Source organism: Gordonia amarae NBRC 15530 (assembly GCF_000241345.1).
Lineage (GTDB): Bacteria > Actinomycetota > Actinomycetes > Mycobacteriales > Mycobacteriaceae > Gordonia > Gordonia amarae.
The window spans coordinates 1-21259 of sequence record NZ_BAED01000026.1 but is presented as its reverse complement, the minus strand read 5'-3'; the positions used below and the strand labels follow the sequence as shown (position 1 = coordinate 21259).

The following is a 21259-nucleotide window of genomic DNA, read 5'->3' as shown; positions in this document are numbered from 1 at the left end:
CTCCGGTGTCGCGTGTCGCGTCGGGACGGTCCGAGTTCGCCGCCGTCGTCTGAGTATCGGCGCCCAGCGCCCGCTATTGCCGACTATCCCCTACCGTTATGCCATGATCGCCCAGCGTGACGTGTCGGCCACCCTCGAGGTGTTTGTGGCCGCGCCCTGCGAAATCGAGATGCGGATCGCGGTCGCGCAGGTGCCGGGCATCCTGCTCCGGGAACGGCTCAGTGTCGTCGTCGCCGGGACGCCGGTGATGCCGGAGGAGATCGTCGACGCGGTGGGCACCCGCATCCACCGGTTCTGGGCCGGCGGCGGGCTGGTGTCGATCGACTACTGGGCGCAGATCACCCAGCCGGCCGCACCCATGCCGGCGACGGCGCTCGACTCCTCGACCTACTTGCGCCCCAGCCGATATGCCGAATCGGACACCTTCTACGGATTCGTGTCCAGCCGGTTCGACGCGGAGCGTCCGCGCGTCGAGCTGCTCGATCAGGTGGTCTCTTTCGTGGGTACGCACACCCAGTACATCCCGGGCACCAGCGACCCTATCGACAGCGCCGCCGACACCCTGATGGCCGGGGCCGGGGTGTGCCGCGACTACGCGCACCTGACCGTCGCATTGCTGCGGGCGCTCAACATCCCTGCCCGGGCTGTGGCCGTGTACGCGCCGGGGTGCACTCCGATGGACTTTCACGCCGTCACCGAGGCGATCATCGACGGGGAATGGGTGGTGGTGGACGCCACCGGACTCGCGCCGCGGCAGGCGATGGTGCGGATCGCCACCGGGCGCGATGCCGCCGACATCGCGTTCCTGGAGAACCACGGCGGGTCGATCACGCTCAACTCGTACTGGGTGACGGCGAGTTCGCCGGATCCGTTGCCGTGTGACGACGGGCGGGTCCGGGTGTCGATTGCGTGATGGGGGTGTGGGGTGGGGATCCGGCGTGGTGGCGTCAGGTGTCGAAAGGTCGCCGGACCCAACGCGTCTCTCGCTCCTTTGTCGCTTCGGGCTCAGGGATCACGATGATTGTCGTAAGGTGACCAGGAAGTCGAGAACCGTTGCGACGGTGTCGGTGTCGGGGATGCGGTGGCGGGCGATGGTGGCGCCGTCGCCGACCTTGATGGAGACGTCGGAATCGCCGAGGTGGGCGAAGGCCTTCTCGTCGGTGACGTCGTCGCCGAGATAGAGGACCACGTCGGCGCCGGTGCGGGCCCGGAGTGCGTCCAGGGCATGACCTTTGGAGGTCGCGATGACGGCCAGCTCGATGACGGCCTTGCCCTCGGTGGCCTCCACGCCGTCCCAGGATGCGGCGCCGGCACGGGCCCGGTTCAGGGCGGCGTCGGCAGCGGCGGGGGAGGCGTTGCGTACGTGCAGGGCGACGCTGATGGGTTTGGGTTCGACCCGCACGCCCGGATAATCGGCTGCGACGGAGCTGAATTCGGTGATTATCCGGTCCAGGAGGGCGCGGTGGCCGTCGGTGATCTCGGTGATGAAGCCGGTGCTGGACTCGGTGCCGTGACTGCCGATGAGGGTCACCGGGCCGTCGACGGGCAGCCCGGAGCGCAGCGACAGATCGGTGAGCGCCCGGCCCGACACCACCGCCGCCGACGTATCCGGCAGTGCCGCGGCCGATTCGATGGCGGCGACGGAGGCGGGATTGGGGACCGCGTCCTCGGGTTGCGACACGATGGGGGAGAGCACGCCGTCGTAGTCGGAGGCCACGAGCAGGTGCGGGGCGGCCGCGGCGGTGACCAGGGCCGACCGCAGGGGTTCCTCGATAGTGTTGTCGCTCAAGACTCATCGTCCTTGGTGGGCGGTACGAGCTCGACCCCGCGACCGCCGGACGGGGTGGTGCTGGGCTGCTCGGCGAGGGTGCCGAGGAAGCTGCGCGCCCACTTGTCGACGTCGTGGGTGAGCACCTGGCGGCGCAGGACCCGCATGCGGCGGCGGCCCTCCTGCTCGGTCTGCGTCACCGCGGCCTCGATGGCGTCCTTCACCCCGTCGAGGTCGTACGGGTTGGCCTGATAGGCGGATTTGAGTTCGGCTGCGGCGCCGGTGAATTCACTGAGCACCAGGGCGCCGCCGAGATCGTTGCGGCAGGCGACGTACTCCTTGGCCACCAGGTTCATGCCGTCGCGCAGCGGGGTGACCAGCATGACGTCGGCGGCGACGAAGAAGGCTATCAGGTCGTCGCGGGGGACCGGCCGGTGCAGATACTGCACGACGGGCTGACCGACCTGCGCGAAATTGCCGTTGATGTTGCCCACCAATTGCTCGATGCCGGCCCGCATCTGGATATAACTGTCGACGCGTTCGCGGCTCGGAGTGGCCAGCTGCACCATCACCGTGTCGTGCGGGTCGAGGCGCTTCTCGGCGAGCAACTCCGACAGCGCCTTGAGCCGGACGTCGATGCCCTTGGTGTAGTCGAGGCGGTCGACCCCCAGCAGGATCGTCTTGGGGTTGCCGAGCTCCGCGCGGATCTCGGCGGCGCGGGCGCGGATCGCCTTGGAACGGGCCTTGGCGTCGAGCTCACCGGAGTCGATGGAGATGGGGAAGGCACCCACCCGGACCGTGCGGAAGCCGACCTGCACCACACCGAACCGGGACCGCACGCCGACGGTGCCCTTGCTGGTGGCCTGACCGGCGAGCCGCCGCGCCAGGTACAGGAAGTTCTGCGCACCGCCGGGCAGATGGAAACCGATCAGGTCGGCGCCGAGCAGACCCTCGACGATCTCGGTGCGCCACGGGTTCTGCAGGAACAGCTCGATCGGTGGGAACGGGATGTGCAGGAAGAATCCGATCCGCAGATCGGGGCGCAGCATCCGCAGCATCTTGGGTACCAGCTGGAGCTGGTAGTCCTGCACCCACACCAGTGCGCCGGGGGCCGCGGCCTTCGAGGTGGCCTCGGCGAAGCGGCGGTTCACCTCCACATAGGTGTTCCACCATTCGCGGTGATACTCGGGTTTGACGATGACGTCGTGGTACAGCGGCCACAGGGTGGCGTTGGAGAAGCCCTCGTAATACTCGGCGATCTCCTGCGTCGACAGCGGCACCGCGTGGATGTCGATGCCCTCGATGTCGGGGTTGTCGTCGGAGTCGGCGATACCCGACCACCCGACCCACGCGCCCGTGTGTTGGCGCAGGATCGGTTCGAGCGCGGTGACCAGACCACCGGGGCTGCGCCGCCAGGTGACGGTGCCGTCGTCGCCGACCACCTTGTCGACGGGCAGCCGGTTGGCCACCACTACAAAATCTGCTGCGACGAAATCCGCTCCCGGCCCGTCGGCCGGGGTACCGCTGCCGTCAACCGCGCTGTCGGGGCTCACGTCGGGGGTCAGGCAGTCTCGCCCGGAGCGATACCCAGCATCGACAGCAGCATCCGGCACTCGTCGGCGTCGTTGGCGTACGCGGCGACGACGCGGCGGGCGGAGTTGGCGGTCTCGTCGGCTACCGGCTCCAGCTCTTCGTCGGTGAGGTCGGCGGCGGTGGTCTTGGGAGGCATGACGTCCTTATCGTGGCTCGACTATCTGGTACGCGGCGGACCGGTCCCGGTGGTGACGGCCGTCGGCATTGTGCCCGATTCTACCCGCCCGATCGCCGTCTCCTGCGCCCGCTGCCCCAGGTGTGCGGGTGGTCCTCGCGCAGGAACGACGGCCGGCGCAGTGTCCGGGCGATGAACTCGCCGAGGGTGACCCCGGCGGCGAGCGCGCAGCCGATGCCCAGCGCACTGGCCATCCAGGTGATGCCGCTGAGGGTCTGCTCGCTGAGCAGGCCGTACAGTCCGCGGTAGACGGCGAGACCGGGCAGCAGCGGGGTGATGCCGGCGACCGCCACCACCTGCGGCGGGGTGAGCGCGCGGCGGGCCAGCAGACCGCCGACCAGCCCGACCAGGACCGCGGCGATCCCGTCGGCGATCACCGGTCCGACCGGTGCCCACAGCAGCACGCCGAGCGCGATTGCCGAACCGATCGCACCGCTGAGGAAGGCGACCGGTGCCGCCCGGAGCTCGGCGTAGCTGGCGACCGCGTACGCGGCGGAGGCGATCGCGCCGCCGGCCACCTGGATCGGTAGGTCCACCGCGTCGAACCGGGTGAGGGTGGTGAGGGTGGGCAGGTAGATGCCGACGCCCTCGAGCACCCGGATCGCGGTGCCGACGCCGGCGATGATGCCCGCTGTCATCAGCAACAGTTCGAAGAACCGGGCGACGCCGGTGATCGGGGCGCCGGTGATCGCATCCTGCAACGACCCGACCAGCGGCAATCCCGACAGCAGCACGACGATGCCCGCAGCGATCACCTGGGACGGCACCATATGCACGCCGAGCCGGTCGGAGAGTTCGGAGATGACGGCCGCGGGAACCACCGCGATGAAGCCGCCGAGCACCTGCTGGAAGAAGACGGGCGTGCCCAGCCGGTTGATCCGCCGGTTGACCGCGACGATCACCACGGTGGTCAGGAAGGTCACCACGGCGACGAGGAGCCCGCCGCCGAGCAGCAGCGAGACGCCCGAGGCCATCGCGCCCCACGCGCAGGTGGACACCCAGTGTGGGTACGGGTGTGGTGCCGCGACGATCTTGTCGACCATCCGGTGCGCCGTCGACGGTGTGATCCCGGAGTTGCGGATGTGCCGGATCAGCCGGTCGATGTCGGCGAGCCGGGTGAAGTCGAGGGACCGGTAGTCGACCTGCTGCATGGTCGTGATCGGGGGCAGCGTCGCGCCGCGGCGGGCGCTGACCATGATCCTGTTGTAGGTGACGTCGACGTCGACGTCCTCGATGCCGTAGGCACCGGCGACGAACTCCACCTGTGCCTGGGTGTCGCGGGCGGAAGTGCCCGAGTCGAGCAGCACCGCACCGATCTTGGTGGCCAGGTCGAGGACCTCGGTGATGGCGCCGACGTCGAACCTGTCGATGGGCCGGCGGGGGGAGACCGCGATCGTGCCGGGCTCGATGGTGTCGATCGTCGCCTGGCGGGTGCCGGTGATCCGGCGCAGGGAACGCTGGATATACTCGGGCAGCACGCATGCCTCCTTAGCTCAGTGGTAGAGCACTCGCCTTGTAAGCGAGCGGTCGTCGGTTCAATCCCGACAGGGGGCTCCGAAGACCCCGGTCCAGATGGTGTTTCGTCGCCACCTCGGCCGGGGTTTCGGTGTTTCCCGTCACCGTGCGTCCACTCACCGTGATGATCCCCCTGGTCTCCGCCGGACTCTGCGGAACTTTTGTTTATGAAATATTCTTTGCTGTAAGAAAGTAAAAACAGGTCACATTCAGATATCTTTGTGACATAGGTCTTGGTATAGTTCGCCGTACTCAAAATGTGGCCCAGTAAAGGTTTTCCGGAGGAATGTGATCAGTGGTCAACGATCAAATTGGGCCGGAACACTCTTCGGCGCGCCCAACGGGTACCGCCGAGGCTCCGCCGTACCGGTATGTGCCGGGCAGGTCGACCGGTGTCGGCGCTCCCACCGGGGGCGGGGCGCATGCGGGCGGCGGTGATCCATACATCTTTGAGAGCACAATGCGCGAGTTGCCCATCAGCATGCCCCGGCATGCGTCGGCTACAGGCGTGACACAGCAGGAACAACCATCGCCCCCGGCAGAAGCGTCGCGCGATGACTCAGCGGCCGACGGTGCCGCGATAGGAGCAGACAACATGGCAAGACTCGATGACTCGATCGCCGACCTTCTCGCGGTCGACGGCGCGATGGGCGCCGCGGTGGTCGACCTCGACAGCGGCATGGTGCTGGCTGCCGGTGGCAACCCCGGATTCGACCTGGAGATCGCCGCCGCCGGCAACTCGAACGTGGTCCGAGCCAAGCTGCGCACCATGAACGATCTCGGTATCAGCGGTGGCCTCGAGGACGTCCTGATCACCCTCGACAAGCAGTACCACCTGATCAACGTGCTGCGTGACGGCGGCACCGCGGGCCTGTTCATCTACTTCGTGCTCAACCGCGCCACCGCCAACCTGGCGCTGGCCCGGCACAAGCTTCGCACCGTCGCCGACCAGGTGCGGGTCTAAACCACGCACAACAACACAACGGCACACGGCCCGGCGCGTCATCGCGCCGGGCCGTGTGCCGTTTCGGTCCCCGGTTCGAGCCGTCGTGCTCACTAGGATGACGCACATGTCACGAGTGCAGCATGGTAGGCCCGAAGGCCTGTTCGACGGCGGATTTCCTTACAGCACAGCGGTATCGGCGGGACCGATGATCTTCACCGCCGGAATCGCCCCGCTCGGCCCGGACGGGGAGGTGGTGGCCCCGCGCGATGTCGTCGGGCAGACCCGGCAGTGCCTGGCCAACCTGCGCACCGTGCTGGCCGGCCACGGGGCGGGTTTCGCCGACGTCGCCAAGCTGACCGTGTACGTCGCCGAACACCTGCAGGCCGACCTGTACGTGTCGTGGGAGGAGGTGCTGGCCTCGTTCACCGACGGTGCGCCGCCCGCGATCGTCGTCGGGGTCACCGTGCTGCCCTACGACGAACAGGTCGTGGAGATCGAGGCGATCGCCGCACCGCCCGCGTAACCGGCGAACAGTGCGAACGGTTCACAGGAGACTGACAGGAAGCATCCAGCGCGACACAGGGAACCCCGAGCATCCTCATAGTTATGACAAAGCCGGGTGGTCTTATGGAGACTGGGAAACGGAACGGTGTGACGGCAATGGTGGATGAGCGTGGGGCGGCAGCGGATGAGAAGGCGCGCGTCCTGGTCGTCGACGACGAGGACAATATCCGCGAGTTGCTGAAGGTGTCGCTGAAGTTCCAGGGGTACGAGGTGGTAACCGCGGCGAACGGTCCCGCGGCTATCGACACCTGCCGCACCTTCGCGCCCGACGTGCTGATCCTGGACGTGATGATGCCGGGGATGGACGGCTTCGGCCTGCTGCGCCGGCTGCGCGCCGACGGTGTCGAGGCGCCCGCGCTGTTCCTGTCGGCGCGCGACACCGTCGAGGACAAGATCAACGGTCTGACGATCGGCGGCGACGACTACGTCACCAAGCCGTTCAGCCTCGAAGAGGTGGTGGCGCGGATCCAGGTGCTGCTGCGCCGGTCCGGGGCCACCGAGCAGAGCAAGAAGTCCTCGCGGATCACCTTCGCCGACATCGTGCTCGACGACGAGACGCACGAGGTGTGGAAGGCCGGCGAACTGGTGGCGCTGTCGCCGACCGAGTTCACGCTGCTGCGCTACTTCATGGTGAACGCCGGGACCGTGCTGTCCAAGCCGCGCATCCTCGATCACGTGTGGAACTACGACTTCGGGGGTGAGGTCAATGTCGTCGAGTCGTATGTGTCGTACCTGCGGCGCAAACTCGACAACGGCGACAAGCGCCTCATCCACACCCTGCGCGGCGTCGGCTACGTGATGCGGGAGCCGAGAGACTGATGTCCGCGGTGGTGACCGACGGCCCCGAGATCACCCGGTTCACGCCGATCCATCATGTGCCGCTGCGTGTCTCATTGGTCGCGCTGACGCTGGTGCTGGTGGTGGCCGGGCTGGCGGTGTCGGGTTTCGCGGTCACCGGTGCGATGCGTTCGGATCTGATCTCCCGCACCGACAGCGGGCTGCGCAACGCGATCGAGACGTGGGCGCGGCCCATCCGCGACGACGGATTCGGCAACATGCCGGGTCCGCGGCGCCCACCGTCGCGCTACTACTCCCGTCTGGTCACCGCGGCCGGCACCGTCTACGGCGACGACGCGGGCTACTCGCACAGTCCCGACCTGTCAGGGCTCGGCGACGACGACACCGGGCCGGTGACCGTGTCGTCCGAGGACGGTGACGGTCCGCGCTGGCGGGTGGTCAAACGGGTCGCCGGCGACGCCGAGTCGGTGGTGGCCACCCCGATGTCCGACATCGAATCGACAGTGTCCCGGCTCATCTGGTTGCAGGTGGGCATCGGCGGGGTGGTCGTCGTGGTCATCGGGGTGCTCAGCTACCTGCTGGTGCGGGCCGGCCTGCGGCCGCTGCGCCGGGTCGAGGAGACCGCCCACGCCATCGCCGACGGCAACCTCACGATGCGGGTGCCGCCGGTGCCGGCCAACACCGAGGTGGGCAGCCTGTCGGCGTCGCTGAACACCATGCTCGGGCACATCCAGCGGGCGTTCGCCGCCACCGAGGCCTCCGAGCGGCAGGCCCGCGAGTCCGAGGAGACGATGCGCCGGTTCATCGCCGACGCCAGCCACGAACTGCGGACCCCGCTCACCTCGATCAAGGGTTTCGGGGAACTGTACAAGCAGGGCGCGGTGCCCTCCGACGACGCGATGGGCCGCATCGACACCGAGGCCGAGCGGATGAAACTGCTGGTCGAGGACCTGCTGATGCTGGCCCGGCTAGACGCGCACCGGCCGCTGCAGTCCGGCCAGATCGACCTGTTGTCGCTGGTGACCGACGCGGTGCACTCGGCCCGTGCCGCGGCCCCGCAACGCGATATCGGGGTGCGGGTCGAGCCGATGGACGAGCCGCCGGTGGTGGCCGGCGACGTCAACCGGCTCATGCAGGTGCTGCGCAACCTGATCAACAACGCGATCGCGCACACCCCACCGGAGGCGACCATCACCGTCGGCATCGGCGCCGACGACGCGGCGCACGTGGTGCTGTCGGTGACCGACACCGGCAACGGCCTCACCGAAGAAGAGGTGTCGAAGGTGTTCGAACGCTTCTACCGTGGCGACGCCTCCCGTCATCGCGGCGAGGGCGGTGGCAGTGGGCTCGGCCTGTCGATCGTGGCGGCGCTGGTCGCCGCGCACGGCGGCACCGTCGGGGTGGATTCGACACCCGGCCAGGGGGCTCGGTTCTGGGTGCGGCTGCCGCGCGAGGCGGCCTGATCTGAGATCCGCGCCGGCGCCCCCCGGTGAACGGCCGGCGTCGGGCGGATGGACGTTGGTCCCGTTCGTCCGGCAACGACGGGGCACCGGCGGCCCGGAGCAATAGACTTACTTGCCATGGCAACGGTATTCACGCACATCATCAACGGCGACCTCCCCGGGCGGTTCGTGTGGAAGGACGGCCAGGCCGTCGCGTTCCTGACGATCGAACCGGTCACCCCCGGGCACGTGCTGGTGATCCCGCGCAAGGAGATCGACCACTGGGAGCAGATCGACACAGCCACCTTCACCCACCTGTCCGACGTCGCGCAGAAGGTGGGCCGGGCCGTCAAGGACGCCTTCGGCGCACCCCGCATGGGAATGCTGATCGCCGGTCTCGAGGTTCCGCACGTGCACCTGCACGTGTTCCCGGCGGTGTCGATGGCGGCATTCGACCTCACCAACGCCCAGAAGGATGTGGCGCCCGAGGTGCTCGATGAGCATGCCGCCAAGATCCGGCAGAGCCTCATCGACCACGGGTACCGGGAGAACGTGCCCGACTGATCCGCATGTCGCCGGGCGTCAGCCGACGGTCCGGTGGACGAGCAGTGGCAGGACGGCGGTGGCGCCGGCCTCCCGTAGTGCCGCCGCCGCGATGGTGATCGGCCAGCCGGAAGTGGAGGCGTCGACGACGAGGAGCACCGCCTGACCGTCGGCGACCGGTGGGTTGCGCAGACGTTCGCGCCAGTGGGCCGCCTCGACGGCGCCGGTCGCGTCGCCCGGAGGCTCACCGGGGCCGACCGGGTAGGCGCCGCCGCCGCGCCTGCCGACCTCGCGCAGCCGGGTGGCGAGGGTTTCGGCGATGGTGGTGCCGGTCAGGCGCAGCGAGACGATGACGTCGGGGCGGATGCCCGACTCGCGTCCCCACGGGGCCAGCGCGGCGACCGCGGCGTCGGCCAGTTCGGCGACCGCGGCCTCGTCGCCGTCGCGGGCACCGGACAGGACGTCTGTCCATTCCGGTGCGTCGGCGTGGGCGAGGATGCGGCCCGGTTCGGCCATCAGCTGCGCGGGGATCTTGCCCCGCACTCCGAATATGCCGCCCGGCCACATCTTTCGCGGTTCCAGGGTGAGAGCGGCGCGGCGCAGGGTGGCGGTGACGGCGCGTACGTCCTCGTCGTCGGTGCCCGCGGGCAGGCCGTCGGTCAGGCCGCCCCGGCATACCGAACATCGCCCGCATGCCGCCGATTGCGGGTCGTCCAGCGACTCGGTGAGCAGTGTCATCAGGCACGATCGGCCGTGGACGTAGGCACGCATGATGTCGGCCTCGCGGCGGCGCACCGCCACCACCCCGTCGTAATGTTCGGCGTCGTACGACCACGGCGCTCCCGTCGCCACCCAGCCGTCGGGGGTGCGTTCGGTGGCCCCGTCGACGGCGAGCTGTTTGAGCATCAGGTCGATCTTGGTGCGGCGCAATCCCGTCGACGATTCGAGGGCCGGCACCGACTGCGGTTCACCGGCCGCGTTCAGGGCATCGAGAAGCCGCGTCATCTTGTCCGGGTCGGGGATGGTGGCGGTGGCGAAGTACTCCCAGATCCGGTCGTCGGACGACGACGACAGCAGCACCACGACGGCGTCGTCGAGGGCGCGGCCGGCGCGGCCCACCTGCTGGTAGTACGACACCGGCGAGGCCGGTGCGCCGACGTGCACCACGAAGCCGAGATCGGGTTTGTCGTAGCCCATGCCGAGTGCCGAGGTGGCCACCAGGGCCTTGATCTCGTTGCGCAGCAGGGCATCTTCGAGTGCGTGGCGACGCTCGGCGTCGAGCTGGCCGGTGTAGGCGGCCACCGGATAGTCGGGGCCCTGTACCGACCGGATCGCCTCGACGAGCCGGTCGGCGTCGGCGACGGTGAGCACATAGACGATGCCCGAACCCGGCAGCGCGGGCAGGCCGCGTGCGGTCCAGGCGTACCGCTGCATCGGGGAAAGTCCGTCGATGACGTTCAGGTGCAGGGATTTTCGTGCCAGCGGTCCGCGCAGGACCAGGGTGTCGGTGCCGAGTTGCCCGGCCACGTCGGCGGTGACGCGGGCATTGGCGGTGGCGGTCGTGGCCAGCACCGGAGTCGAAGATTCGGCATTTCGTAAGACATCGGAGACTCGGCGGTAGTCGGGCCGGAAGTCGTGGCCCCAGTCCGAGATCGCGTGCGCCTCATCGATCACCAGCAGGCCGAGATGCCCACTGAGATCGTCCAGTACCCGCCTGCCGAAACCCGGGTTCGCCAGGCGTTCCGGAGACACCAGGAGAACATCGAGATCACCTGAGCGCAGGTCGTTCTCGACGACCTCCCAGTCACCGAAGTTGGAAGAGTTCAGGGTGGCTGCCCGCAGCCCGGCTCGTCCGGCCGCCGCCACCTGATCGCGCATCAGCGACAGCAGCGGGGACACGATGAGCGTCGGGCCCCGTCCGGCGGCCCGGCCGATGGCCGTGGCCGTCCAGTACACGGCGGACTTGCCCCAGCCGGTGGCCTGCACGACGAGCACCCGGGCGCCCGGATGGACCAGCGCCGACACCGCCCGCAACTGGTCGGGCCGCAGGTGGGCGCCGTCGCCGGCAAGGGCGCCGATGACCGTGTCGGCGATCCGCAGCTGGTCACCGGTCAGGGCGGGTGGGTTCGGGGTGGGCGGGGTCGCGTCGGGGGACATGGGTCCACGCTATCGGGAGGGTCGGACGTCTTCCGTCCCGATGGACCCAGGGGCTTCCGATCTGTGGACAACGAATCAGTTGTCCACAGATTCTGCTGACCCCGGTCGGTGAGATCCGCCGCTCGCCGCCGGGGCCGGACTCTGTGACCTGGGGAAACCCGATGTTCGCGTTGACAGGAACCTGACAGCCAGAAACGGGAGCTGTCCCAGTTTCGGCCCGCACTCTGTATGACATGACGACAGACACCCTCGGTCGCCCCGCCTCGACGGTGCACACGCTGGCCGATACCTCGCAACCACACCCGACCCTCGACATCGTGATCCCGGTCTACAACGAGCAGGACGACATCGTCGACGCCGTCCGCCGGCTCGACGCGCACCTGCGCACCCACGTGCCGTACCCGGCGCGGATCACCGTCGCCGACAACGCGAGCACCGACGAGACCGTGCAGCGGGCCGTGCAGCTCACCCGGAGCATCGCCGGGCTGCGGGTGGTCCACCTCGAGGAGAAAGGCCGCGGCCGGGCGCTCAACGCGGTGTGGCGCGAAAGCGACGCCGACATCGTCGCCTACTGCGACGTCGACCTGTCGACCGACCTGAACGCCCTCATCCCGCTGATCGCGCCGCTGATCTCGGGCCACTCGGATATCGCGATCGGTTCCCGGCTGTCCAACGGGTCGCGGGTGGAACGCGGTATGAAGCGCGAATTCATCTCCCGCTCATACAATCTCATCCTGCGCACCGCTATGCGGGCCAAGTTCTCCGACGCCCAGTGCGGGTTCAAGGCGATGCGCACCGACATCGCGCGGCAACTGCTGCCGTACGTCGAGGACACCGGGTGGTTCTTCGACACCGAACTGCTCGTGGTGGCCGAACGGATCGGGCTGCGGATCGCCGAGGTCCCGGTCGACTGGATCGATGACCCCGACAGCAGCGTCGACATCGTCGCCACCGCGATGGCCGACCTCAAAGGCTGTGCCCGCGTGGGTAAAGCGCTCGTCGACGGCAGTCTGCCCGTCGCCGAACTGCGGGCGAGCATCGGCCGGTCCCGGCATCCCGGACCGCGTGTCGACGGGGTTCCGTTCGGGCTGAGCGGGCAACTGGCCCGGTTCTGTGTGGTGGGTGTGGCGTCGACGCTCGTGTACGCGGTGCTGTACCTGATGCTGCACGCGCTGGTCGGTGCGCAGGTGTCCAACTTTCTGGCACTGGGTATTTCGGCGGTGTTCAACACGGCGGTCAACCGCTGGTTCAGTTTCGGTGTGCGCGGCAGCGAGAACGCCGTCAAACATCAGGCGTTCGGACTGGGGATCTTCGCGTTCGGCTGGGCGGTGACCGCCGGCTCGCTGCTGATGCTGCACAGTTGGGCGCCCGGTGCGTCGAAGCATCTCGAACTGCTGGTCCTGCTGGTGGCGAATCTGGTGGCGACGGCGATCCGTTTTGTGGGTCTGCGGTGGGTGTTCCGTGCGCACACAAATGATTTGGCAATCGCTCCCGGATCCGTTCCGGGAGACGGAGCGAGCCGGGTGTCGGGGGAACCCGCGTGAGCGACGGAGGGAGAACGGGAACCGGGGGGTCCGCCGATCACATCCGGCCGAAGACCCACACCTTGCAAAAGACGGCAATGGCGGACGAGGAGACTCGTCCGCCATTGCGGCGTGCTATAACCGCTCCCGTGATTCGGGAGCGGTTGTCGCTGTTGGCCTTGCTGCTCGGTACCGCGGTGGCCTACCTGTGGAATCTGTCGATCAACGGGTGGGCCAATTCCTTCTATTCGGCGGCGATCCAGGCGGGGTCGCAGTCGTGGAAGGCGTGGTTCTTCGGTTCGTCGGACATGGCCAATTCGATCACAGTCGACAAACCTCCGGCGTCGCTGTGGATTCCGTCGCTCGCGGTGCGGGTGTTCGGGCTGAACTCGTGGTCGATCCTGGTGCCCGAGGCGCTCATGGGGGTGGCCTCGGTGGCGCTGGTCTACGCGATCACCCGCCGGTACTTCGGGCACTGGGCCGGTACTCTCGCCGGACTGGTGCTGGCGCTGACACCGGTGGCGGCGATGATGTTCCGGTTCAACAATCCCGAGGCACTGCTGATCCTGCTGATGGTCGCGTCGGTGTGGGCGGTGCTGCGCGGGGTGTCCGACGGCCGGTGGCGGTGGCTGATCCTGGCCGGTGTCTTCGTCGGATTCGGTTTCTTGACAAAGCAACTGCAGGTGATGCTGGTGGTGCCGCCGCTGGCCGTCACCTACCTGGCGTTCGGGCCGGGCGGGATGCTGCGACGCGTCGGACAGTTGTTCGCCGCCCTGGGCGCGTTGATCGTGAGTGCGGGCTGGTGGATCCTCACCGTCGAACTGTGGCCGGCCTCGTCACGACCGTACATCGGTGGTTCACAGCATAATTCGATCCTCGAACTGACGCTGGGCTACAACGGTCTCGGTCGGCTCAACGGTGAGGAACACGGCAGCGTGCACCCCGGCGGCGGGCGCGGTGGCGGATTCGGTGGTTACGGCGGGTTCGGTGGTGGGTACGGTGGACCGGGCGGGGGCGGACCGGGTGGCCGCGGCGGCGGTATGTGGGGGCAGACGGGCTGGGACCGGATGTTCGTCCCGGAACAAGGCGGGCAGATCGCCTGGCTGATCCCCACCGCGATCATCCTCGGCATCGCCGCGATCGTGATTGTCGCACGGGTTCGAGGCGACGGGAAGGACCGGCGCAGAACCGAACTCGCGTTCCTGACGGTGTGGGGGCTGTGGCTGATCGTCACCATGGGCGTCTTCAGTTACATGGCGGGCATCTTCCACAGCTACTACACCGCGGCGCTCGCCCCGGCGGTCGCGGCGCTCGTCGGCGGTGGTGCCGCAGTGTGCTGGCGGGCACGTGAATTACCTTGGGTGCGAGCTGTTCTCGCGATCTCCGTGGGCGTTGCCGCGATCTGGGGTTTCGTGCTGCTGGGCCGTTCTCCCGATTTCGTGAGCTGGCTGCGGTGGCTGGTCCTGGTCGTCGGTATCGGCGCCGGTCTGGCACTGCTGGTGCCCGGCACAACGGCGCGGCTGCGCACTCTCGCCGTCGGTGCGGGTGTCGCGGCCGTCGTCGCCGGGGTGGCCGGGCCCGCCGCGTACGCGTTCGACACCATCGGTTCACCCGTCTCCGGCGGACTGCCGTCGGCGGGGCCTCGGGTCGCGGGTGGTTTCGGGCCGCATGGCGGTCCCGGTCGGGGTCGCGGCGGAAACGGGTTCGGACATGGGCAGGGCTCAGGGCACAGGCAGGGGGGAAGCAGGCCGGGTTTCGGGGCCGGACCGGGACAGGGGCAGGGGTCGATGAGTGGTCCCGGCGGGCCGCCGCGTTCGGGACCTGATGCGGGTGACCGGGGAGGGATGTCCCGGTTCCCCTCGCAAGGTGGTCCGGGCATGCGGTGGGGGACCGGTGGACCCGGCGCCGGCTACGGCGGCATGGGTGGCCCGGGCGGGCTGCTCGACGGCTCGCGGCCGGGTCCGGAGATACTCAAGCTGTTGCGTGCCGACGCCGGAAAGTACACGTGGGTGGCCGCCGCGATCGGTTCCAACTCGGCGTCGGGCTACCAGCTCGAATCCGGATATTCGGTGATGCCCATCGGCGGCTTCAACGGCACAGACCCGTCGCCGACCCTGGAACGGTTCCAGAAACTGGTGGCAGACGGCGAGATCCACTACTTCATCGCCGGCGGCCACTTCGGCGGGTTCGGCGGCGGAAGTGACAATCGGACGAGCGAGGTGATCAGCGCCTGGGTCACCGGGAAGTTCACCGCCCGGACCGTCGACGGAGTCACCCTCTACGACCTCACCACACCGGCCCGGTCGTAGCCGAACCGCGACCAGCGACTTCCGCCCGCAGCCGGATATCGGCTGCGGGCGGAATACGTTCGACGGTTGCCCGGTGACTCAGGGTTCCCGGTTCAACAGTTCGGTGAGCATCCCGGTGATGCGATTCATTCCCGAGTTCAGGACGCCGAAACCGGTACGCATGCGGGCGAGTTCCCCGTCGGTCCTGTCGAACCGGGCATCGATCTGGTCGAACCGGGCATCGATCTGGCTGAACTTCGCATCGATCTGGCTGAACTTCGCATCGATCCGGTCGAACTTCGCGGAGTGCTCCAGCTGCGTTTCCCGAAGGGCGTTGAGGACCTTCGTGTGCCCCTGGAGAACAGCACGCATCTCGGAGACATCCCTGTCGGCTGCGCCGGCGAGGACCCGGGCCGCGGCGGAGTCCTCCCTGGCCCGGCGTGACTGCTCTGCCACGTCGTCGAGTCTGTTCTCGACCGCGGTGAGGCGCGCGTCGAGATCCTCCAGGTCGGCCATATGATCCCCCTGTTCATGTGGGCGGTGACATTTTCTTGATGCCCTTCGAGGGTACTGCCGCGGTGATGACGGCGAAGGTCGATGCACAGAGTTATCCACAGGGCTCCGGGACTGTAGAGTCGTCCCCGTGCGCGTACTCGTGATCGGCTCGGGCGGCCGCGAACATGCCCTGCTCCTCGGACTCCGGCGCGACCCGTCGGTCACCGACCTGCACGTCGCCCCCGGCAACGCCGGCACCGCGGCCGTCGCCACCAACCACGCCGTCGACGTCACCTCCGCCGACGCCGTCGTCGCCCTCGCCCGCCAGGTCGAGGCCGACCTCGTGGTGATCGGTCCCGAGGTACCACTGGTCCTCGGCGTCGCCGACGCCCTCCGCCAGGCCGGTGTCGCCACCTTCGGCCCGAGCGCCGAGGCCGCCCGCATCGAAGGTTCCAAGGCCTTCGCCAAGGACGTCATGGCCGCCGCCGGGGTACGCACCGCGCACGCCGAGGTCGTCGACAACCCGGCCAAACTCGACGCCGCCCTCGACCGATTCGGCCCCACCTGGGTGGTCAAGGACGACGGCCTCGCTGCCGGCAAAGGCGTGGTGGTCACACCCGACCGCGCCGTCGCCCGCGATCACGCCGCCGAATGCCTCGAATCCGGGCACCCCGTGCTGCTCGAGAGCTTCCTCGACGGCCCCGAGGTGTCGCTGTTCTGCCTCGTCGACGGCGAGAATGTGGTGCCGCTGCTGCCCGCGCAGGACCACAAGCGCGTCGGCGACAACGACACCGGCCCCAACACCGGCGGCATGGGCGCCTACACGCCGCTGCCGTGGCTGCCCGCCGACATGGTCACCCGGATCGTCGACGATGTCGTCAAACCTGTTGCCGCCGAAATGGTTCGGCGCGGGGTGCCGTTCTCCGGCCTGCTGTACGCGGGCCTGGCCATCGGTAAAGACGGGCCGGCCGTCGTCGAATTCAACTGCCGCTTCGGCGATCCCGAAACCCAGGCGGTTCTCGCCCTGCTCGAATCCCCGCTCGGGGAGGCGCTGAACGCCGTCGCCACCGGCACCCTCGACCAGCTGCCGCCGCTGCGCTGGTCCGACGGGGCTGCCGTCACCGTCGTCGTCGCCGCCCAGAACTACCCCGGCACCCCGCGCACCGGCGATGGCATCACCGGCGCCGAGGTCGACGGCGTCCTGCACGCCGGAACCAAACGCGGCGACGACGGCACCATCGTGTCCTCCGGCGGGCGGGTGCTCGCCGTCGTCGGCACCGGAGCCGACCTTGAACAAGCGCGGGCCCAGGCATACGAGCGCATCGCGGCCATCAAGCTTCCCGGCAGCCACCACCGCACCGACATCGGCAAGGCCGCGCTCGAAGGCCGCATCACGCTCTGACGGGACATTCCGGCGTCGTCCGTACGGTCGACGCAACGGCCCTGTACGCGCACGGTTTTCGTGGAAACCCGGGCACCGCGCACGCCGGTTTGGGACCATGACACCCATGACGTCAGCGGCTACGCCTAAGGGAGTACGCAGGCGTTCCAGGCTCATCGAGGCCGCCGGAGCGCTCCTACTCGAAGGCGGGTTCGACGCTGTCCGCCACCGGGCCGTCGCCGACCGCGCCGAACTGCCGCTCGCCTCCACCACCTACTACTTCGGGTCCCTCGAAGACCTCATGGCGCAGGCCGCCGACTACGTGTGCCGCGGCGACGAAGCCGCCATCTCCGCCCGCGGTGCAGCACTCCGGCGCCGCCGCCGCGGAGCCCGCGCCATGGCCGACGCACTCGCCGAAGTGTTCGTCGGTCCCGACACCACCGTCCACGACCTCGCCGTCCGATACGAGATGTTCGCCCTCGCCCCCCGCTACGAACTCCTCAACGCCGTCATCGCCGACCACCACGCCCTCCTCGCCGGCGTCCACACCGACGTCCTCCAGAAATCCGGGCGCCTCGCCGACCCCGTCCACGTCCGCTGCCTCATCGCCGTCGAAGACGGAGCGGTCATGGGAGCACTCGGCCAGCACCCCAGCGAACCCATCGACGCCGCACGAGAAGCACTCGTCTCTGTGGTCGACGTTCTCGCGCCACAGAATTAATGCGGCGGGCCTGAGTTTTGGCCCCTCGACCCCCGTTCTTCCTCCCTCGCTCGACGGTCGCAAGCTCCCTTACTCGCTCAGTCGTCCAGAACGGGGCGGGGCCAAAAACTCAACCCACCTGGGCGACCAAACATGTGGTCGTCTTGGCATCGGCCTGTGCTTATGCGGCGGGCCTGATGTGGGCCCTTGTTCCCCGTTCTTCCTCCGTCGCTCGGGGTCGCAAGCTCCCCACTCGCTCGGTCGTCCAGAACGGGGCCGGGCCCACATCAACCCGCCTGGGCGACCAAACATGTGGTCTTTGCTTATGCGGCGGGCCTGATGTGGGCCCTTGTTCCCCGTTCTTCCTCCGTCGCTCGGGGTCGCAAGCTCCCCACTCGCTCCGTCGTCCAGAACGGGGCCGGGCCCACATCAACCCGCCTGGGCGACCAAACATGGTGTCGCCCTGGCATCGGCCTGGTTGCGTGGCCAGGTGGCCACCATCTTGATCCCTGAGGCCGAAGCGAGGAACGAGCGAGGGTCTCGAAGGGTCCGGCGAGATACACACATTCGGCGACCACCACCGAACCCCGGCGGCCCCCGCCAACTCCAGACGCTAGCGCTTGACGGGTTCCTTGCCGACGGTGGCCGGGGGCAGAGAATAGGCCTCGTCGAAATCGGCGTCGCCATGCGACACCGGGGTCAGCGTGAGCAGGCTGGCCTCCGGGCGGCAGCAGAACCGGGCCGGGGCGTACGGTGACGTCCCGATACCGGCGCTCACATGCAGCTTCATCGTCGAACCCCAATTCGACGGACCCTTCACCCGCGACCTGTCGATGTGGCAATTGGTGACCAGCGCGCCATAGAACGGCAGACACAACTGGCCGCCGTGCGTGTGGCCCGCCAGCACCAGGTCGTAGCCGTCGGCGGCGAAACTGTCCAGCACCCGCGGCTCCGGCGAATGCGTCAAACCCAGCCGCAGATGCGCCAACGGATTCGGGCGGCCCGCCACCGTCTCATACCGGTCCCGCTCGATATGCGGATCGTCGACGCCGGCCGCCGCGATCCGCACCCCGCCGACCTCCAGCTCACGGATCGTGTGCGTCGCATCCAGCCAGCCACGCTCCACGAACGCCGCCCGCAGATCCTGCCACGGCAGCGGATCACCATGTGTGCGCTTGTGATCCTTCTTGAAATACTTGAACGGATTCTTCGGCTTCGGCCCGAAATAGTCATTCGACCCGAACACGAACAGACCCGGGCGCGACAACAGCCCACCCAAGGACTGCACCACCGCCGGCACCGCCGCCGGATGCGACAGATTGTCGCCCGTGTTCACCACCAGATCCGGTTCCAGCGCGTCGAGTTCGGACAACCACGCCTGCTTCAGCCGCTGCCGCGGCATCATGTGCAGATCGCTGATATGCAGCACCCGCAACGGCGTCGCACCAGGCTCCAGCACCGCCATCGTCGAATGCCGCAACGTGAACGCATTGCGTTCGATCACCGTCGAATAGAACAAACCGGCCGACGCAAGACCCGCCAGCCCGGCAACCGCGCGCGCAGCGGCCTCACCGGAGACGGGCACCCGAAGATTCTTGTCAAAGCCAACCATCGACCCAGAATACTCTGTTGTTGGCGCCGACTCGCTTCGCTCGCCGATCGCGGGTCCTGCGGGCCGGGAGTCGTGTTCTTCCCTCCTCGTTCGCGCGGGCTCGTTCCTCGCCCGGCTCACTCGTCAGTCCAGAACACAACGGCCCACCGGACCGTGTTGTCGGCGCCGACTCGCTTCGCTCGCCGATCGCAGTATTACTAGCTCGCCGATCGCAGTGTCACTAGCCGCCGGGGAGTTCGATCTCGACCGGGCCGACGCCAGGGACGTCGACCGTGGTGCTGGTGGGCGGGCGGTTACGGCTCGCACGCTGGCGGCCGTTGAACACCATCATCGTGATGGTGCTGCCCGGCATCGCCGAACCCGACGGCGTGGTGGTCACCACCGTGCCGGCCGGCCGGGAACTGTCGACCTCCACCTCGACCACCTTGAAGCCTGCGGACTGCAGCCGCGACTTGGCCGAACTCGCGGGCAGACCGGCCACCTGCGGCACCCGGCCCTTGTCGTTGCCTGCCATGAACTGAGGATCGGGCCTGGCCAGACGCACCGGACCGAACTTGGTCGCGATCGGGCCCATCGCCTGGAACCAGGTCCGGGCCGGTTCCATACCGCCGTACAGATCGCCGTCGTAGCACTGGCGCAGCGGACTGGAACAGATACCCGACGGATTAGGGCCGTCGTTGTACACGTACGCCGCCCCCGCGAGCTGGTTGGTGAACCCGAGGAACGCCGACGAACGATGTGCCTCCGTGGTGCCCGTCTTACCCGACATCGGCAACGTCCAGCCCTGACCGTTCGCCGCGCCCGCCGCCGTACCGCCGATATGGTCCTGACCCATCACGAACGCCAGCGTGTTCGCCAGCCCCTCCTCGACGACCTGCTCACACTTCGGGGCCGCGAACGGCACCGGCACCAGCGCCGGATTGCCCTTCGCATCCAGCATCGGGTTGCCGTACTTGTCCCGCTTGATGCTGCTGATCGAGGCGATCGGATTCGGTGGGCACCACACGCCGCCCGAGGCCAGCGTCGCCGCCACATTCGACAACTCCAGCGTGTTGACGGCGGTCGGACCCAGTGTGAACGAACCCAGGTTGCCGTCCTTGACGTAAGCGGCGATGGACTTGTCGCCGAACCCTGAGGTGCCCGGGCTGTTGTACGACCGCAGACCGAGCCGCACCGCCATGTCGACGGTCGGCTTCACACCCACCTGCTGCAGCAGATTCACGAACGCGGTGTTGGGGGACATGGCCAGCGCCTGCGTGATCGTCATCGTCGCCGGATACTTACCGTCGTTCTTCACGCAGTACATGCCCGCCGGGCAGCCGTTGGCGCCGTCCGACGAACCCATACCCTCCACCGCGAGCGACCCCGGAACCGAGATCTGCGCACCCGCGCCCAGACCCTTCTCCATCGCCGCCGCCACCGTGAAGATCTTGAAGATCGAACCCGCGCCGTCACCGACCATCGAGAACGGCTGCGGCTGCACCGTGTGCTCGGCCTTCGTGTCGAGACCGTAGAACCGGCTCGACGCCATCGCCAGCAGATCGTGCGACTTCTTGCCCGGCCGGATCACATTCATCACCTCGGCGACACCCTCGGCGCTCGGGCTGGCCTGAGCCTGCGCCGCCCGCGTCGTGACCTGCTGCACCGACGGATCAAGCGTGGTGCGGATGATGTAGCCGCCGCGCTGCACCGCGCTACGTGAGAGCCCGTTCTCGGCCAGGAACTGCAACGCGTAATCGCAGAAGAAGCCGTTGTTGCC

General features: G+C 68.3%; 18 protein-coding genes and 1 tRNA gene. 11 read left to right on the top strand and 8 right to left on the bottom strand.

The features are described 5' to 3' along the window. The first annotated feature begins 103 nt into the window (after window positions 1-103). The gene (locus tag GOAMR_RS08020; RefSeq protein WP_040514721.1) at window positions 104-913 is read left to right on the top strand and encodes a transglutaminase-like domain-containing protein; all 810 of its coding nucleotides are present in this window, start codon (window positions 104-106) and stop codon (window positions 911-913) included. Window positions 914-1012: 99 nt separating this feature from the next. Here GOAMR_RS08020 and otsB read toward each other — a convergent pair whose 3' ends face one another. From otsB to GOAMR_RS08005, 4 genes are all read right to left on the bottom strand, one after another. Beyond that, window positions 1013-1789 carry a trehalose-phosphatase gene (gene otsB, locus GOAMR_RS08015; RefSeq protein WP_005185288.1) on the bottom strand — a complete coding sequence of 259 codons (777 nt, stop codon included), beginning with the start codon at window positions 1787-1789 and terminating at the stop codon, window positions 1013-1015. Then, window positions 1786-3240 carry an alpha,alpha-trehalose-phosphate synthase (UDP-forming) gene (locus GOAMR_RS08010; RefSeq protein ID WP_005185283.1) on the bottom strand — a complete coding sequence of 485 codons (1455 nt, stop codon included), beginning with the start codon at window positions 3238-3240 and terminating at the stop codon, window positions 1786-1788. The genes otsB and GOAMR_RS08010 overlap by 4 nt, the downstream gene beginning before the upstream one ends. Window positions 3241-3329: 89 nt before the next feature. Next, window positions 3330-3497: a hypothetical protein gene (locus GOAMR_RS25095; RefSeq protein WP_005185282.1), complete on the bottom strand. Its 168-nt coding sequence runs from the start codon at window positions 3495-3497 to the stop codon at window positions 3330-3332. Window positions 3498-3577: 80 nt separating this feature from the next. Beyond that, on the bottom strand, window positions 3578-5011 hold the full coding sequence (locus GOAMR_RS08005; RefSeq protein WP_040514739.1) for a threonine/serine exporter family protein: 1434 nt from the start codon (window positions 5009-5011) through the stop codon (window positions 3578-3580). A 7-nt stretch (window positions 5012-5018) separates the two neighbouring features. On the opposite strand from GOAMR_RS08005, the gene GOAMR_RS08000 reads away from it, so the two are divergent. From GOAMR_RS08000 to GOAMR_RS07975, 6 genes are all read left to right on the top strand, one after another. After that, window positions 5019-5090, top strand: a tRNA-Thr gene (locus tag GOAMR_RS08000). A 556-nt stretch (window positions 5091-5646) separates the two neighbouring features. Further along, window positions 5647-6015, top strand: coding sequence for a roadblock/LC7 domain-containing protein (locus tag GOAMR_RS07995; RefSeq protein ID WP_005185277.1), 369 nt, complete (start codon window positions 5647-5649; stop codon window positions 6013-6015). A 106-nt stretch (window positions 6016-6121) separates the two neighbouring features. Next, on the top strand, window positions 6122-6520 hold the full coding sequence (locus GOAMR_RS07990) for a RidA family protein (protein WP_005185276.1): 399 nt from the start codon (window positions 6122-6124) through the stop codon (window positions 6518-6520). 137 nt (window positions 6521-6657) lie between these two features. After that, on the top strand, window positions 6658-7380 hold the full coding sequence (locus tag GOAMR_RS07985; protein ID WP_005185269.1) for a response regulator transcription factor: 723 nt from the start codon (window positions 6658-6660) through the stop codon (window positions 7378-7380). Further along, entirely contained in the window at window positions 7380-8822 is a 1443-nt protein-coding gene (locus tag GOAMR_RS07980; protein WP_005185266.1) for a sensor histidine kinase, read from the top strand. Before GOAMR_RS07985 ends, GOAMR_RS07980 begins: the two co-directional genes overlap by 1 nt. A gap of 117 nt (window positions 8823-8939) precedes the next feature. Continuing rightward, entirely contained in the window at window positions 8940-9365 is a 426-nt protein-coding gene (locus GOAMR_RS07975; RefSeq protein WP_005185264.1) for an HIT family protein, read from the top strand. A gap of 18 nt (window positions 9366-9383) precedes the next feature. On the opposite strand, the gene GOAMR_RS07970 is transcribed toward GOAMR_RS07975, so the two are convergent. Next, the gene (locus GOAMR_RS07970; protein ID WP_005185263.1) at window positions 9384-11501 is read right to left on the bottom strand and encodes a RecQ family ATP-dependent DNA helicase; all 2118 of its coding nucleotides are present in this window, start codon (window positions 11499-11501) and stop codon (window positions 9384-9386) included. Between the two features lie 233 nt (window positions 11502-11734). On the opposite strand from GOAMR_RS07970, the gene GOAMR_RS07965 reads away from it, so the two are divergent. Together GOAMR_RS07965 and GOAMR_RS07960 are read left to right on the top strand one after the other, a co-directional pair. Continuing rightward, window positions 11735-13045 (top strand): bifunctional glycosyltransferase family 2/GtrA family protein, encoded by a 1311-nt coding sequence (locus GOAMR_RS07965; protein WP_005185262.1) that lies wholly within the window; start codon window positions 11735-11737, stop codon window positions 13043-13045. Window positions 13046-13122: 77 nt separating this feature from the next. After that, window positions 13123-15333 carry an ArnT family glycosyltransferase gene (locus GOAMR_RS07960; RefSeq protein WP_005185261.1) on the top strand — a complete coding sequence of 737 codons (2211 nt, stop codon included), beginning with the start codon at window positions 13123-13125 and terminating at the stop codon, window positions 15331-15333. A gap of 78 nt (window positions 15334-15411) precedes the next feature. Here GOAMR_RS07960 and GOAMR_RS24475 read toward each other — a convergent pair whose 3' ends face one another. Next, entirely contained in the window at window positions 15412-15828 is a 417-nt protein-coding gene (locus GOAMR_RS24475; protein ID WP_005185260.1) for a hypothetical protein, read from the bottom strand. Window positions 15829-15955: 127 nt separating this feature from the next. Between GOAMR_RS24475 and purD the strand changes: the two genes are divergently transcribed. Next, window positions 15956-17209, top strand: a complete 1254-nt coding sequence (gene purD, locus GOAMR_RS07950) for a phosphoribosylamine--glycine ligase (protein ID WP_005185257.1) — start codon at window positions 15956-15958, stop codon at window positions 17207-17209. Between the two features lie 97 nt (window positions 17210-17306). Continuing rightward, window positions 17307-17909, top strand: a complete 603-nt coding sequence (locus GOAMR_RS07945) for a TetR/AcrR family transcriptional regulator (RefSeq protein ID WP_005185254.1) — start codon at window positions 17307-17309, stop codon at window positions 17907-17909. A 592-nt stretch (window positions 17910-18501) separates the two neighbouring features. Here the strand turns inward: GOAMR_RS07945 and GOAMR_RS07940 are convergent. Both GOAMR_RS07940 and GOAMR_RS07935 read right to left on the bottom strand, forming a co-directional pair. Then, window positions 18502-19500 carry a metallophosphoesterase gene (locus GOAMR_RS07940; protein WP_040514717.1) on the bottom strand — a complete coding sequence of 333 codons (999 nt, stop codon included), beginning with the start codon at window positions 19498-19500 and terminating at the stop codon, window positions 18502-18504. A gap of 220 nt (window positions 19501-19720) precedes the next feature. Beyond that, window positions 19721-21259 (bottom strand): penicillin-binding transpeptidase domain-containing protein (locus GOAMR_RS07935; protein WP_005185248.1); only part of this gene is annotated, 1539 nt, incomplete at its 5' end.